12 protein-coding genes are annotated in these 14,592 nt (G+C 55.4%); 10 read left to right on the top strand and 2 right to left on the bottom strand.

Going from position 1 to position 14,592, the window contains the following annotated elements:
- Positions 1-95 precede the first annotated feature (95 nt).
- On the top strand, positions 96-707 hold the full coding sequence (emtA, locus tag RW65_RS09950) for a membrane-bound lytic murein transglycosylase EmtA (protein ID WP_039056569.1): 612 nt from the start codon (positions 96-98) through the stop codon (positions 705-707).
- Here emtA and ycgR read toward each other — a convergent pair whose 3' ends face one another.
- A complete protein-coding gene (gene ycgR / locus RW65_RS09945; protein WP_039056568.1) occupies positions 708-1,439 on the bottom strand; it encodes a flagellar brake protein YcgR in 732 nt (243 codons plus the stop codon).
- 210 nt (positions 1,440-1,649) lie between these two features.
- On the opposite strand from ycgR, the gene RW65_RS09940 reads away from it, so the two are divergent.
- Positions 1,650-1,904, top strand: a complete 255-nt coding sequence (locus RW65_RS09940) for a GlsB/YeaQ/YmgE family stress response membrane protein (RefSeq protein WP_039056567.1) — start codon at positions 1,650-1,652, stop codon at positions 1,902-1,904.
- A 191-nt stretch (positions 1,905-2,095) separates the two neighbouring features.
- Here RW65_RS09940 and RW65_RS09935 read toward each other — a convergent pair whose 3' ends face one another.
- On the bottom strand, positions 2,096-3,991 hold the full coding sequence (locus RW65_RS09935; protein WP_231564379.1) for an alpha,alpha-trehalase: 1,896 nt from the start codon (positions 3,989-3,991) through the stop codon (positions 2,096-2,098).
- A gap of 981 nt (positions 3,992-4,972) precedes the next feature.
- Between RW65_RS09935 and RW65_RS09930 the strand changes: the two genes are divergently transcribed.
- The 8 genes from RW65_RS09930 (at position 4,973) to tssB (ending at position 14,589) form a co-directional block, all read left to right on the top strand.
- Entirely contained in the window at positions 4,973-5,464 is a 492-nt protein-coding gene (locus RW65_RS09930) for a hypothetical protein (protein ID WP_039056566.1), read from the top strand.
- Between the two features lie 23 nt (positions 5,465-5,487).
- Positions 5,488-5,994, top strand: a complete 507-nt coding sequence (gene tssJ / locus RW65_RS09925; RefSeq protein ID WP_039056565.1) for a type VI secretion system lipoprotein TssJ — start codon at positions 5,488-5,490, stop codon at positions 5,992-5,994.
- Between the two features lie 24 nt (positions 5,995-6,018).
- Positions 6,019-7,362 carry a type VI secretion system baseplate subunit TssK gene (gene tssK, locus RW65_RS09920; protein WP_039056564.1) on the top strand — a complete coding sequence of 448 codons (1,344 nt, stop codon included), beginning with the start codon at positions 6,019-6,021 and terminating at the stop codon, positions 7,360-7,362.
- Between the two features lie 17 nt (positions 7,363-7,379).
- Complete coding sequence (locus RW65_RS09915) at positions 7,380-8,618, top strand: DotU family type VI secretion system protein (protein ID WP_039056563.1); 1,239 nt, start codon at positions 7,380-7,382, stop codon at positions 8,616-8,618.
- A 3-nt stretch (positions 8,619-8,621) separates the two neighbouring features.
- A complete protein-coding gene (tssM, locus tag RW65_RS09910; protein ID WP_039056562.1) occupies positions 8,622-12,233 on the top strand; it encodes a type VI secretion system membrane subunit TssM in 3,612 nt (1,203 codons plus the stop codon).
- 18 nt (positions 12,234-12,251) lie between these two features.
- Positions 12,252-12,962, top strand: coding sequence for a type VI secretion system-associated protein TagF (gene tagF, locus RW65_RS09905; RefSeq protein WP_039056561.1), 711 nt, complete (start codon positions 12,252-12,254; stop codon positions 12,960-12,962).
- Between the two features lie 11 nt (positions 12,963-12,973).
- Positions 12,974-13,990 (top strand): type VI secretion system protein TssA, encoded by a 1,017-nt coding sequence (gene tssA / locus RW65_RS09900; protein ID WP_039056560.1) that lies wholly within the window; start codon positions 12,974-12,976, stop codon positions 13,988-13,990.
- A gap of 74 nt (positions 13,991-14,064) precedes the next feature.
- Positions 14,065-14,589: a type VI secretion system contractile sheath small subunit gene (gene tssB / locus RW65_RS09895; protein ID WP_039056559.1), complete on the top strand. Its 525-nt coding sequence runs from the start codon at positions 14,065-14,067 to the stop codon at positions 14,587-14,589.
- Positions 14,590-14,592: the final 3 nt, after the last annotated feature.

Below are 14,592 nucleotides of genomic sequence, written 5' to 3'. Positions count from 1 at the left end.
TTCCTTGCTGACATCTATACGGAAACAGTTATCATGCCGCTAACCTGAGTCGTTGTCATCCGCAGTGATGACTAGCAAAATAAGGATCCGTTGGCGTGAAATTGAGATGGTTTGCTTTTTTAGTCATATTACTGGCCGGTTGCAGCTCCCGTCAGGATTACCGTAACCCGGACTGGAACCCGGAAGTTCCGGTCAAACGCGCAATGCAGTGGATGCCGATCGCTGAAAAAGCCGGTGCCGCATGGGGCGTCAGCCCACGTCTCATTACCGCCATGATCGCCGTTGAATCTGGCGGTAACCCGAATCTGGTCAGCAAATCCAACGCCGTTGGCCTGATGCAGCTGAAAGCTTCCACCGCCGGGCGCGAAGTCTATCGCCATATGGGCTGGCCCGGCCAACCCTCGACGAGCGAACTTAAGAATCCCGAACGCAACATCTCGATGGGGGCAGCCTATCTGAGCATTCTTGAACATGGGCCGCTGGCGGGGATCCGCGATGAGAAAGTGATGCAGTATGCGCTGGTGGTGTCGTATGTGAACGGTGCCGGCGCGCTGCTGCGGACCTTTTCCTCTGACAGGGGCGAAGCCATTGACGAGATTAATGATTTAAGCGCTGACGCCTTTATGCAGCATGTGGTTAAAAACCACCCTGCACCGCAGGCGCCGCGCTATATCTGGAAGGTACAAAAAGCGATGGATGCGATGTAGTTAGCGCACCCGGCTGGCGCGTTCGCGCGCCTCGCGCTCAAGGGCAAAAATAATGCGCTGGAGCTCACGTTCAACGCCGGGGCTGACATTCAAAAAACGAAAGCTCAGCCGCGGCGTCACAATGGTTTCATTCTTGCCATCCACTACTTTGCGCTCGCCAATAGCGATCAGCTGGGCATCAAAATAGAATTGTCCCCAGGAAGCCATATCCAGTTCGACTTTGGTAAAACGCATCCCCGGCTGTAAATCGGGAGGCAGCGGTCCATCCAGCAGTGCGCCCATCCCGCCTAAAGAAAGGTCGAACAGACGAAAGCGGATTTCACTCTTATCCGGCATCAGCGCTTTACAAAAATAGGCCGGATGGAGCGGGGCGCTGATGCGGAAATATTCCCGGCGCTGAATAAACCACAGGCTTTCCGGGAGCGGTGTGAGAAACGCCGGCAGCGTCTGGTAATCACCCGGCAGCAGCTTCGACAGTGTAAATTCAACCTTGGCACCCTGGGTTTCGGCGGTCACGGTCACCTTTCCGGCACGCTGTACTGCGTTGTTTTCGTACTCCTGGCTGCCAAAATCCATTACCAGCTCTTCTGGATTCACCTCCAGTATCTTACTGATAAACTGGCCGCTGCCCCAGGTAATGCACACCGGCACCTGGTTTTTTTGCAGGTCGCGCAGCACGCCCAACACCGCCAGAGGATTTTGTTTCAGGAACTGCTCACTGTAATTGCTCACGCCGAATGGCTCCTTGATGACTCATACACCTTCGTTGCGTTATCGGCATTTCCGACAAGAACTTAAGGCAAACAGCATAAAATTTTTCTGATATTTATTGATTAAGTCCGTGAGAAGAAACTGCTTTTAAGACCACCCACTATAATGTAGCTAACGCGTTGCCGAAGGGGTACGTGCGCGTCAACAACACTAACAGAAGGAGAGAGTAATATGGGCATTCTCGCGTGGATTATTTTTGGCCTGATTGCGGGCGTCATTGCCAAGTTCATTATGCCAGGACGGGATGGAGGAGGTGTTATTCTCACGTGTATCCTGGGTGTTGTCGGGGCCGTTGTCGGCGGCTGGCTTGCGACACAGTTTGGCTATGGCGGTGATATCACCGGCTTTAACTGGCACAGTTTTTTAATAGCGGTGCTTGGCGCGATTGTCGTGTTGGCGGTGTTCCGCTTGTTACGACGTAACTGATCGTCCGCTTCGCTCAAAAAATCAAAAGCCGCTGCGGTTTATTACCGCTGCGGCTTTTTGCTGTGCAGGGTTTGCGCTGCAATCTGATGCGGCGGCATTCAGCGGGTCGTAGATTCGCCTGGCGAAAACATTAAAAAAAACAAAAAAGCCGCAACGCTGAACCAACGCTGCGGCTTATGACGCTGCACGGTTTATTGTGCGACTTTTTCTTGCTGCTGAGCCTCAGTTTTTGGCGGCTGCTGCGTTTGCTGAGGGTCAGTTTGCGGCTTCTGCTGCTGCGTTTGCGCCGGCTCGGTTTGCTTCTGCTGCTGCGTTTGCACCGGCTCGGTTTGCGGCTGCTGCTGTGTTTGCACCGGCTCGGTTTGCGGTTTCTGCTGTGTTTGCACCGGCTCGGTTTGCGGTTTCTGCTGTGCTTTCGTCGTTTGCTCTGTCTGTGCCGGGCGGGATTGCGGTACGCTGTCGCACGGTTTCTCTTGTGGGCAGATCAGATCGAGCATCTTCAGCGTCACGCCGTTGGTCCAGCCAAAACCATCCTGCAGCGGATATTCCCCGCCGCCGCCGCCGGTACCGGTAGAGCTAACATCATATTTCTCAACCAGCTTTTTCTCCCGATCGTAGGTATGCTGCACATTGGTCAGGAACCGCCAGCTAACGTCCATCGCCAGCTTCGACTGATCGTAATTTTGCAGACCGGCGGTCGCTACCCACTGCAGCGGTGCCCAACCGTTCGGTGCGTCCCACTGCTGACCACTGTTTACGGTGGTGGTGGTAATACCGCCCGGTTTCAGCAAACGCTCTTTCGTTGCGCGGGCGACTTTATCGGCGCGATCCTGCGCGGCGGCTTTCACAAACAGGGGATAGAGCGCCGCAGCGGTCAGCTGATTGCGCACTTTTTTGGTCTTCAGATCGTAATCTGCATACCAGCCCTCTTTATCATTCCACAGATTGGCTTCAATGCCTTTCTGCCGTGCGCTTGCCAGCGCGTCATACTGATTTGCTTTAGCACTGTCGCCTGCCGCCTGGTAACCGCGGGCCAACATTTTTTCCATCTTAAACATCAATGCGTTCAGATCGACCGGCACAATGCTGGTGGTGCGTATGGTGCCAAGCTGGTTCGGATCGTCCATCCAACGGGAGCTAAAATCCCAGCCCGAGGCGGCAGCGGAGCGCAAATCACGGTAAATCTCCGTCGCCGGGCGATTCGGGTTATTTTTCGCGGTCGTCACATCATCCAGCCAGGATTCCGGGCGCGGCGTATCGCGATCGTCCCAATAGCGGTTGAGCACTGTACCATCGCTGAGTTTGACCACCCGTTTGTTAGCCTGGCCGGGTTGCAACGTATCGGCACCTTCCATCCAGTACTGATGCTCTTTTTCCATTTGCGGCAGCCAGGTTTTTAACGCCTCATCCCCGTCGTGGGTTGCCAGGAGTTCAACCATCAGCGCGAAGAAGGGCGGCTGCGAGCGACTCAGGTAGTAGCTGCGGTTACCGTTAGGAATATGGCCCCAGGCGTCAATTTCATGGGCGAAGTTGGCAACCATATCTTCAATCTTGTCCCAGTGGCCGCTCTCGGCGAGACCGAGCATCGTGAAATAACTGTCCCAGTAATAGACTTCGCGAAAACGTCCCCCGGGCACCACATACGGCTTCGGCAGCGGTAGCAGTGAATCCCATTTCCCTGCGCTGTCGGTGGTACGCGTTAGCACCGGCCACAGCCCGTCGATATGCTCACGCAGGTTTTGTCCCTCCGGCGGCACATACTTTTCAGCCTTTTTCGGCAGGGTAAAATTGACGTTTACAAAATGGCGCAGGTCGAAACTGGTTTGCGTACGCTGCATACGATAATCCGCCAGGATCATCAACGGATCGCCTTTTGGCACCGCATCGGCAAAGGTTTTCTGATCGGGGAAAAGCTTCGCGGTTTGCACATCGCTGAACAGCGGGCCGAGCAGAATATCCGGTGGCTGCGGCTGGCTTTGCGCATCAGCGGCAAAAGCGTGAGGAACGGTGGCGAGAAACGTGCCGCCTAAGGCAATTTGCATAACCAGCAACAGAGCGCGCGGCTGGCGTAGAACAGGTCTTGTCATCGATGATTCTCCATAGCGGGTGCACAGCGGTTGCGCTGCAATCAACCATGCCAAAACCATAGTCGAATCTACGACAAATCGTGTGCGAGGTTTGGCATTTTGCGCGATTCCAGACAAATACCTGCGCAGGTGAGGCAAACAAAAAGCGCTGATAGGCGGCTAAATGGGGGGACGCAACTTACATAACAGCGGCGTAAGCCAGGGCGGTTGTACCGTCAGGAAGGCGGCCGCAGCGAAAATGACCGGGGCCAGGGTGCCTTTAAGCTGAAAGGTTTCGTTTATTCACCGTTCAATGCAATTAAGTCTGACTAAACTATTTTTACTGTAAAGCTTTCGTATGAAAAAGGACAAAGAAAGTACCGGTATGGGACAGTTGCGCTAAGGGCAATTTCTTTCTGCACAATATAGAATTTTCTATTGAGCTAATTATCAATAGCGCGTCAATAAATAACTAAAATAAGCAGCAAATTGATTAATCCGCACTCTTAATCGGGGGATTGTGCTACCAATTATTGTAGTTGATGACCAGGTGTAAAGCTTTTTAAGAATCATCTTATCTACAAATCTCAACTATCGACTACCCATTTTTGATTGAAAATATTTATTGATATTCATGTGGTTAGCTTTTTGTTACGTAAAGTGATTAGTGCCTTCGTGATACATGTTTAATAATTTTTTCCTTAAATGAAATTGTTTCTTGAGAATTTTCCTATTTTGGCAAAAAATTAAATAAACCTTTTTCAACTGGTCAGAGATGATATTGAATTGGTTATGATGTTCTGTAAAATCATGTCATGTTAGTCAATGAAGTGTAATATTCAGGGGGCCTTCCTTGTGACAGGCTCGTGCGGTAGCCATGCCTTTTAATCAATAACAGAACGATTAATCGATATGGATTTGCGTCATTCGGAGCGATTTAAAATCTTCTTTCCAAAACGCTCCAGGTCAACACGGTAATATATTTGCAACGGAAAATAATCTATGAATATGCGAATGGTTTTGGCTCTTCTTTTTGTATTTGGCGTGTCCGCGTGTAAAGCACCCCCTAAACCCGCTATGACCGATGACACTATCGTCACCAGCGAAGTAAACGGGGTAACGCTGACTCACCGTCACGCGGTTAGCGCGCCGAAAGAGTTCCAGCCAGTCAAGCAAGACTACCGCGCGCTCTATCCGGCGTCGGTCATGAGTACGCCGGACTACAGCGGTAAAGTCATTCGCCAGCTGCAAGCCGGTAAAACCTACGTCGTGCTTGGCCAGGTGGAACATTTCTGGATGGCGATTGCCGATGAAGGCCAGGAAGAGCTGATTGGCTACGTGCCGATGCGTGCGGTGGTTAAAAGTGAGCTGTACGAAAAAACCCTGCGTGAAGATCGTCGCAAAGTTCAGCGTAAAAAACAGACCTGCGTGACTGTCGATGGCAGCGGTAAGGCATGCAAAAACGCCAACTCCGGAACGTGGATCATTGATTAATCCAGCCGTTACGAGTACCTGGTATGAATAATAATGTGTTTGTACGCCAGATTTACCTGGCGTTTTTCTTTGTGCTGGCCACCCTGGCCAGCGGTTGTGGTTCTACTTCACACAGCGTACCTACCAGCTATAACCTTCAGTTCAGGGCTCATCCACAAATCAATGAGTCCGCTCCCCTTAAAGTCAGGGTGTTGCTGTTGAAATCGGATGCGACATTTATGTCCGCTGATTTCTGGTCGCTGCAAAACAACGCAGATAGTGTTCTGGGCGCCAACCTGCTCAACAGTGATGAATTTTTCCTGATGCCCGGCCAGTTAGCTAAAACGCTGAGCGGTAAAAGCGCGCCTGAGGCGCGTTATATCGGCGTAATGGCGGAGTATCAGGCGCTGGATGGCAAAAAATGGCGGATGTCCTTACCGCTCCCGGTTCAGGGAGATACGCACTTCTACGAATTCTGGAAATCCTCAAATGATGCGCTGGAAGCCAATATCTTCCTCGACATCAACGGCATTCGTGTGATTTCCAAATAGCGCCAGTCATAACAGGAAAACCGTATGAACAAAGCAGAAAAGGTCGTGTGGACCGAAGGGATGTTTTTGCGTCCACATCACTTTCAGCGTGCGGAAAGCTATCTGCAACACCATATTCGTGAGTGGGGAACACTGCAGCGCCCCTATCTGTGGGGCTACCTTGATATCGAACTGGATGAAGCCATGCTGCGCCAGGGCTGCATTGCCTTGAGCTATGCCAGTGGTTTACTGCCCGATGGCACCTTTTTCTCTTTCCACGATGCCCGCCAGGCACCGACACCGCTGGCGATTGCCAACAACGTCAGCAACGAGCGCGTGGTGCTGGCGCTCCCTGCCCGTCGCGGCGGCCGTGATGAAGTGATTTTCAGCGAGGAAAAAGATTCGCTGGCGCGTTACGTCACCTGGGAAAGTGAAGTCGATGACGATAACGCCATTTCCGTCGGACCGGCGGCGGTGCAGTTCGGCCGCTTGCGCCTGAAGCTGATGCTGGAAAAAGATCTCACCGCCGAGTGGGTCGCCATTGGCGTCACCCACGTTATCGAAAAACGTAACGATAACCAGGTGCGTATTGATGCCGAATACATTCCGCCGATGCTGAATGCAGTCAACAACGTCATCCTCTCAAAGATCATCAAAGATTTGCATGGCCTGCTGTGTCAACGCAGCCTGCAGATTGGTCAGCGTTTACGCCAGCCGGGGCGTTTTAATACCTCCGAAATGGTGGAATTTTCGCTGCTGGCGCTGATTAACCACCATATTGGGCAGGTTACGCATCTACTGACCTTGCCTACAATCCACCCGGAAGAACTTTGGCGCAGCTGGCTGGCATTTGCCACCGAGCTGACCACATGGACGGCCTCGCGCACGCCGGAAGAGACGCTGCCGGTCTATGACCATGACAATCTGGCGGGCTGCTTTCGCGAGCTGCAATTGAAACTGCGCCAGGGATTATCAATGGTGATGGAAGAACACGCCATTCAGCTGCCGCTCACCGAGCGTACCCACGGGTTGAACATTGCCACCTTGCCGTCCACCACGATGGCGCGCGAGTTTGGCTTTGTGCTGGCGGTCAAAGCCAGCGTGCCCGGCGAGATCCTGCAAACCCATTTCCCGGCACAGATGAAAGTCGCGCCGGTGACCAAAATCCGCGACCTGGTGCAGCTCCAGCTGCCGGGTATGATGCTGCGCGCCATGCCGGTCGCGCCGCCGCAAATTCCTTGGCATGCCGGTTACAACTATTTTGAACTGGAAAAGGGCGGTGAGCTGTGGAACGAAATGGAGAAATCGGGCGCTTTCGCGCTGCATCTGGCCGGTGAGTTCCCGGGTCTTGATATGGAATTTTGGGCCATCCGTAGCCCGACCGAATAATACAGCGAGCGCACAATATGCAGGAACAACACGCCTCGGGCAGCGATGCCGCTCTGGCAGGAGCAAGCGGGAATAATCCTTTGGTCGCAGCCGCCAACCCGCTGCTGAATGCGATACCGCAAATCCGCTATTCCGTCTCCCATGACGATCAGAGCGGCTTGCGCCAGCACCTGATTGATGAAATTCGTCGTTTTGAAGTGCGCTGTCAGCAATCCGGGCTGGCCTATGAAGTGATTGTCGGTGCCCGTTATTGCCTCTGTACGGCGCTGGATGAAGCCGCGGCCCTGACGCCGTGGGGCAGCCGTGGCGTCTGGTCCGGCAGCGGCCTGCTGGTGACGTTTCATAACGAAACCTGGGGCGGCGAGAAATTTTTCCAGCTGCTGGCGCGGTTATCGCAAAACCCGCGCGAGCACATCGCTTTGCTGGAGCTGATTAACTTCTGTCTGCTGCTCGGTTTTGAAGGCCGTTACCGGGTAATGGACAACGGTCGTACTCAACTGGAAACCATCAAGCAGCGCTTGTGGCAGATGATCCGTGGCGTACGGGGCAACTACCCACCTCCGCTGTCGCCGCACCCGGAAGATCAGCCGGTACTGCGCAAACTGTGGCGGCCGGTGATTCCATTATGGGCCTGCGTCGGGCTGGCGGGTTTCCTTGCCTGTCTGTTCTATATCGTCCTCAACTGGCGCCTGGGTGATAACACCAACCCGGTGCTGGCGAAAATTTACCAGACGCAATTGCCGGAAGCCTCTATTGAGCAGCCGGTACAAAACGTTCAGCCGGTACTGAATCTGCGCGCGTTTTTGCGCCCGGAAATTAAAGCTGGCCTGGTGGCGGTACGTGATGAAGCCGATCGCAGCGTGGTCACCTTAAAAGGGGATGGCCTGTTTGCTTCCGGATCGACGGTGGCGCGTGAAAGCTATGAACCGGTGATCGACCGCATCGCCCAAGCAATGAATAACGTCAGCGGCAAAATTCTCGTCGTCGGCTTTAGTGACAACGTGCCGATTCGCAGCGCGCGTTTCGCCTCCAACTACGAACTGTCGCTGGAGCGTGCGCGCTCGGTGCAGTCGCTGCTGCAAAAACACCTGTCGCAGCCATCAAGGGTGAAAGCGGAAGGGCGCGGGGAGATGGATCCTATCGCACCCAATAACAGCGCTGAAAACCGCGCCCGTAATCGCCGCGTAGAGATTACGTTGCTGGTGTCGCCGGAAAATACGGCGGCCGAGCTAAACGGACTGCCGCAAGGAAACTAAAGGATGAACATGTTGCTTTCATTGCTGACCAACCGCATTTTGTGGGGTTTCCTTGGCGTAACGGGGCTGGCTGCTGTTATCTGGATGATAGGCCCGCTGCTCTCCGTCGTCGATTCACGACCCCTTGAATCTGAGCAAAACCGCATGATTACCATTGCGGTGATGTACCTGATTTGGGTTCACAGCCACATTGTGCCGCGCCTGTATAACGCGTGGCTCAACCGTAAGCTGATGGACAACCTGAAAAGCGAAGAGGCGAAAGATCCCACTGAACGCAAACGGCTGAACAGCGAAGATCAGATCCTCAACGAGCGTTTCGAAGAAGCGGCGCAGGTACTGAAAAAAGCGCACTTCAATCAGCCCGGCCAGCGCGGTCAGTGGGCGCAGCGCTTCAGCACGCAATATCTCTATCAGCTGCCGTGGTATGTGATTATCGGCGCGCCTGGTTCCGGTAAAACCACTGCGCTGGTGAACTCTGGCCTGCAATTCCCGCTGGCGGATCGTTTCGGTAAAACCGCGCTGCGCGGGATTGGCGGTACGCGCAACTGCGACTGGTGGTTTACGAACGAAGCCGTCTTGCTGGATACCGCCGGGCGTTACACCACCCACGAGAGTGAACAGGCGCAGGATGCCAGCGAGTGGCTGAAATTCCTTGGCCTGCTGCAAAAATACCGCCGCCGTCAACCGATCAACGGCGTGATCGTGACCGTCAGCATTGCCGATCTGCTTAGCCAGTCGGCGGAAGCGTCGCGGGAACAGGCTCTCAACCTGCGCCAGCGGTTAACGGAACTGCATGAGCAACTCGGCATTCGCTTCCCGGTGTATGTGCTGGTGACCAAAGCGGACTTGCTGAAAGGTTTTCGCGCCTACTTTGCCGGGTTTGATAAAGCCCAGCGCGATCAAATCTGGGGTTTCACCTTCCCGTGGGAAAAGGCCAAACTGGCGGATTTCGACCTGCAGGGCAGCTTCCTGCAAGAGTTCGCGCTGCTGCAACAGCGGCTGGATGCCGCGCTGCCGGATACCCTGCTGCGTGAAAGCGACGCACAAGCGCGGGCGGAATGTTTCTTGTTCCCGCAGGAGTTCGCCGCGCTGCGCCCGCTGCTCGCGGACTATCTGAATACCATCTTTGCCCGCTCTAACTTCGAAACCGAGTTCTCGCCGCGCGGTATCTACTTTGCCAGCGGTACCCAGGAAGGCTTGCCCTTTGACCGGGTAATGGGTGAACTGAACCGCGCGCTGTCGCTGCCGCAGGGGAAATCCGGCGAGAGCTGGGATTCCGTCAGTAAAGAGGAGCCGGTGCCGGGCGGTAAAGGGCAGAGCTTCTTTATCAAGCATCTGCTGCAAAACGTCATCTTCCAGGAAGCGGGCATTGCCGGGCAAAACCGCTGGTGGGAACTGCGCAGCCGGGCGGTGATGTGGGCGGGCTATGCCGCTCTGCTGGCGCTGCTGATTATCGTCAGCGCACTTTGGTATGTCAGCTACGGCAATAACCGTGATTATCTCGACGAAGTGCAGGCTAAAGTTCCGGCCCTCGATCAGCAGGTTAAAGCCCTGCGCAACCGTCAACAGGGCGATCTGTTCGCGCTGCTGCCACTGCTCAATGGCCTTGCGGATCTGCCGGAAAGCGAGAAGTTTGACATCAACCACCCGCCGATCACCCGCCGTATGGGGCTCTATCGCGGTAACGATGTCGCCGACGCGTCGCAAACCCTGTACCAGAAAGCGCTGCAGCAGATGCTGTTGCCGGAAGTGGCGATGCGCATCACCACCTGGCTGCGTAACGATAACGGCAGCGATGTGGAGTACAGCTACGAAGCCCTCAAAGCCTATCAGATGCTGTATCAGCCGAAACATTACGACGGTAAGTTCCTGCACTCGTGGGTAATGCTCAATCTGGAGCGCAACCTGCCGCAGAACATCACCAAAGCGCAGTTAAACCAGCTGGAGTGGCACCTGACGCAGCTGCTGGAGCCGCAAATTCAATCCTCGCCGTACGCGAAAGACGAGGCGCTGATTAGCCGGGAACAGGGGTTAATCAATCAGCAACCGCTCTCCGCGCGGGTTTACGGACGGTTGAAACGCCTGCTGGAGCGGGATGAGAATCTCAAATCCGTGTCGCTGGCCTCCTTAGGCGGCCCGCAGAGCGAACTGGTCTTTTCCCGCAAAAGCGGCAAGCCGGTCGGCGAAGGGCTGCCGGGGCTTTATACCCCGGACGGTTACTGGAACAGTTTTAATGCGCAAATCGCGCCGGTTACCGCCTCGCTGCATGAAGATGATGTATGGGTACTCGGCTCGAATACGGCACCTGAAGATAAGCAGCAAACGGATAACGCCGTCCGCCAGCTCTACGCACGGGACTTTATCACCCTCTGGGATAGCTTCTTAAGCGATATTCAGTTGAATAACAGCGCCGATCTCAATCAGCGCATCAACACTGCGCGTCTGCTCTCCAGCAATAACTCGCCGCTGCGTCGGCTGGTGATTAACCTCAGTCAGCAGCTCAAACTGAGCCGTGATGAGGCGGGCGATGATAAAGAGAAAGTGCAGGAGAGCGGTAATCGCGGCACGCAAATGCTCGAAAGTTTGTTCAGTAATCGGGATGGCGCGGCGGCGGCCACTAACGCGGCGGCCAGCCAGACGCCGGAACAGCGCGTGACCGAACATTTCGCGCCGATTATCGAACTGGCCCAGCCGCTGGAAAAGGGCGGCAAGACCATTGTTTTTGACGACTTCTTAAAACAGGTGGATGAGCTGTATCGCTATCTGACCGCCGTGCAGGATGCCGCTAACAGCGGTATGCCGCCGCCGGGCGGGGAAGCCATCAGCCGTTTACAGGCCAGCGCCGGACGACTGCCGGGCGGGCTGCAAACCATGTTCAGCAATATGGCGGTGGGAGCCAGCAGCGATACCCAGCGCCGGGATCTGGAAAACGTACGAAAGCGTATCAGCGTTGAAGTGGGCAGCTTTTGCCGTCAGGCCATCGCCGGACGTTATCCGCTGGTGCGAACCGCGAGCAGTGAAGTCACCCCGGACGACTTAGCACGCATGTTCGCGCCGGGTACCGGCCTGATGGATGTCTTCTTTCGCGACAACCTGACTAATAAAGTCGATACCACCCAGGCGACCTGGCGCTTTATGCCGGGCATCGACGGTAAAACCTTGCCGGGCAGCGAAGGGGTGCTGGTGCCGTTCCAGCAGGCGCAGTCTATTCGCGATGCGTTCTTTGCTAACGGCAGCGCGACGCCATCATTTCGTACTACGGTGCGCACGGTGCGCATGGATAACACTATCCTGAATATGACGCTGGATGTAGACGGGCAAATCCTGCGCTACAGCCACGGCCCGCAGGCGGTACAAATCGTCAACTGGCCCGGGTCCGGCGGCACCAATCAGGTGCGGATGCAGTTAGGGCTGGCCAACGGCACGACGGCAACCCTGGTGACCAACGGCGCATGGGCACTGAACCGTTTCTTTGATAAAGCGCGCGTAAGTCCTGGCAGCAGCAGCCTGAGCCGCCAGGCGACATTTACGGTTGACGGAAATCAGGTCACGCTGGAGTTTGCCCCCAACAGCATCCGCAACCCGTTCCAGCTTCCCCGTTTCGCATGTCCTTGAACTGCAAAGGAACGCCTAATGACTATGACTTCTGCTATTAGCTGGTATGGAAAAATGCCCAGTGCGGGCGACTTTCTGCAGCGCCGCTTTCCCGACGCTCTGCAGCGTCAATGGTCCCACTGGTTTCAGGTGGGCTTGATGAACTGGCAGAAAGAAGAGCAGCGAGCCAGCGACCGACAGTTCGGCAATGCGCCGATCTGGAATTTTGTCGTACCGCCAATGCTCGGCAGCCAGCAGGTACAGATGGGCTGCCTGCTACCGGGGCGCGACAGCGTCGGGCGGCAGTATCCCCTGTGTGCGCTGATGGCCATCAACCCGCTGGAGTGGACGCCGCGTCACCTGGCGCAGGCGGGCGACTGGTACGAGCAACTGGGGCGCACCATGTTGCATGCCATTCGCAACGGTTTTTCCGCCGAACAGCTGGATCAGGCGCTGCTGTCGATTCCGCCGGTGCAGCTGGTGGAGCCGCAGGCGCGCTCGGAAATTCTGGAGGTAATTGGCTATGAAGGCGATGGCGAATCGACCATCGGCTGGCGGCAGGCGGCGGAGTGTTTTGATCCGCTGCGCCAAATCAGTTTCTGGTGGACCAACCGCAGCGACGGCTACCCGCTCTACACCCATGTGCACAGCGGTAACTTTACCGGTCAGCTCTTTACGCTGCTGTTTGACCCGGCGGGGGGCGCAAGACCCGGTCGCCACGGCCTTTATCCACCGATGTTTGAAGAATAAGCAGGTTGCGGATGACTATTGAATCGTTACTCGCTCCGGTCAGCCCGGAGCAGCCTTGTGGTGAAAACCTCGAATACGACGCCGAGTTCCAGGCCATGGAGCAGGCCAGCCTCGGCAAAGCCGAGCAGCAGTTCGGCAGCACGATTATTCCGGCGGAACCCGCCGACTGGACACGGGTAGAAAAACTGGCCACCGGGCTGCTGGCGCGCACTAAAGATATCCGCGTGATGATGGCCTTAACCCATGCGTGGACTCGACGTCGCGGCCTGGAAGGCTATGCTGATGGTTTGATGTTGTTAGGCCAGGCGCTGGCGCTTTACTGGGAACAGCTCTGGCCTTCGCTCACGGACGGCGGCGAGTTTGACCCGTTTTATCGTATTAACGCGCTGGCGGGATTAAGCGACAAATCGTCGCTGACCTCGACATTGCGCCAGGCGACGCTGCTGCGCAGCAACGGCGATGAGCTCAGCGTACGGGATGCGCAGGCGCTGCTCGACGGCAGCAAAACCGAGTGTGCAGGCTATCCCGGCGGACGGGTGCGTCTGATTGATGAACTGACGCGTGGCGGTCAGCCCGGCATTGAGGCGATAGGGCAGATTGAAGGGCGTTTGCACACTATCCGTTCATGGTTGCTCGAACAACTGGGTGAAAGCGGGGTGCCAGAAATGGAACAGCTACTGAAAACCGTTGGCTTAATTGCTGGCGTCAGCCGCGCTTCTCGTCAGGAGGAGCAACAGCCGGAGCCAGAAACCAAAACCCACGCGGATAACGCTTCGCCTGCGCCAGTGGCGACACCGCTGGCGGCGCATATGGACTGGCGAACCGCGCAGGTTACCACCCGCGCCGATGCGCAACTGATGCTGGAAAAGGTGAAACAGTACTTTACCCAGCATGAGCCGAGCCACCCCGCGCCGTTGATGATTGACCGCGTGCAGCGGTTAATCGAACTGGACTTTATGGAGATCATTCGCGATCTGGCGCCCGATGGCGTGAATCAACTGCAAAACATCTTTGGGCGTCAGGACTGACGCGTAACGAGTTATGAGGGCAGGCGCGTTGCCTGCCGTCAAACCTTCACCGCGCATATTCGTTGGAGAACAACATGGCAATAAGTAACAGTGGTCAAAAATTTATCGCGCGCAACCGTGCGCCTCGCGTACAGATTGAGTACGACGTGGAAGTGTACGGCGCGGAGCGTAAAATCCAGCTTCCGTTTGTAATGGGCGTCATGGCGGATCTGGTAGGGAAACCGGTGGAGAATTTGCCCTCGATTGAGGAGCGTAAATTCCTTGAAATCGACGTCGATAACTTCGATGAGCGGATGAAAGCGCTGAAACCGCGCGTGGCGTTCAACGTCGATAACACCCTGACCGGTGAAGGCCGTCTTAACGTCGATTTGACCTTCGACAGCATGGACGACTTCTTGCCCGACGCCGTCGCCCGCAAAGTTGAGCCGCTGAACAAACTGCTGGAAGCGCGTACCCAACTCTCCAATCTGCTGACCTATATGGACGGTAAAAACGGCGCAGAAGAGCTGATTGCCAAAGTGTTGCAAGACCCAACACTGCTGAAATCTCTCAGCCAGCTACCGAACAGTGAAGACAGCGCGCAAGGTAAAGAGGAGTAACCC

The sequence above is a fragment of the Enterobacter sp. Bisph1 genome, from assembly GCF_000814905.1.
In the GTDB taxonomy this organism is placed as follows: domain Bacteria; phylum Pseudomonadota; class Gammaproteobacteria; order Enterobacterales; family Enterobacteriaceae; genus Kosakonia.
The sequence above is the reverse complement of the archived record's forward strand: the minus strand, read 5'-3'. Positions and strand labels throughout refer to the sequence as shown.

Bases quoted from the DNA above. Each gene is read 5' to 3' on its own strand.
- RW65_RS09940 (WP_039056567.1), top strand. From the start codon at position 1,650: ATGGGCATTCTCGCGTGGATTATTTTTGGCCTGATTGCGGGCGTCATT.
- RW65_RS09935 (WP_231564379.1), bottom strand. From the start codon at position 3,991: ATGACAAGACCTGTTCTACGCCAGCCGCGCGCTCTGTTGCTGGTTATG.
- RW65_RS09930 (WP_039056566.1), top strand. From the start codon at position 4,973: ATGAATATGCGAATGGTTTTGGCTCTTCTTTTTGTATTTGGCGTGTCC.
- tssJ (WP_039056565.1), top strand. From the start codon at position 5,488: ATGAATAATAATGTGTTTGTACGCCAGATTTACCTGGCGTTTTTCTTT.
- tssK (WP_039056564.1), top strand. From the start codon at position 6,019: ATGAACAAAGCAGAAAAGGTCGTGTGGACCGAAGGGATGTTTTTGCGT.
- RW65_RS09915 (WP_039056563.1), top strand. From the start codon at position 7,380: ATGCAGGAACAACACGCCTCGGGCAGCGATGCCGCTCTGGCAGGAGCA.
- tssM (WP_039056562.1), top strand. From the start codon at position 8,622: ATGAACATGTTGCTTTCATTGCTGACCAACCGCATTTTGTGGGGTTTC.
- tagF (WP_039056561.1), top strand. From the start codon at position 12,252: ATGACTATGACTTCTGCTATTAGCTGGTATGGAAAAATGCCCAGTGCG.
- tssA (WP_039056560.1), top strand. From the start codon at position 12,974: ATGACTATTGAATCGTTACTCGCTCCGGTCAGCCCGGAGCAGCCTTGT.
- tssB (WP_039056559.1), top strand. From the start codon at position 14,065: ATGGCAATAAGTAACAGTGGTCAAAAATTTATCGCGCGCAACCGTGCG.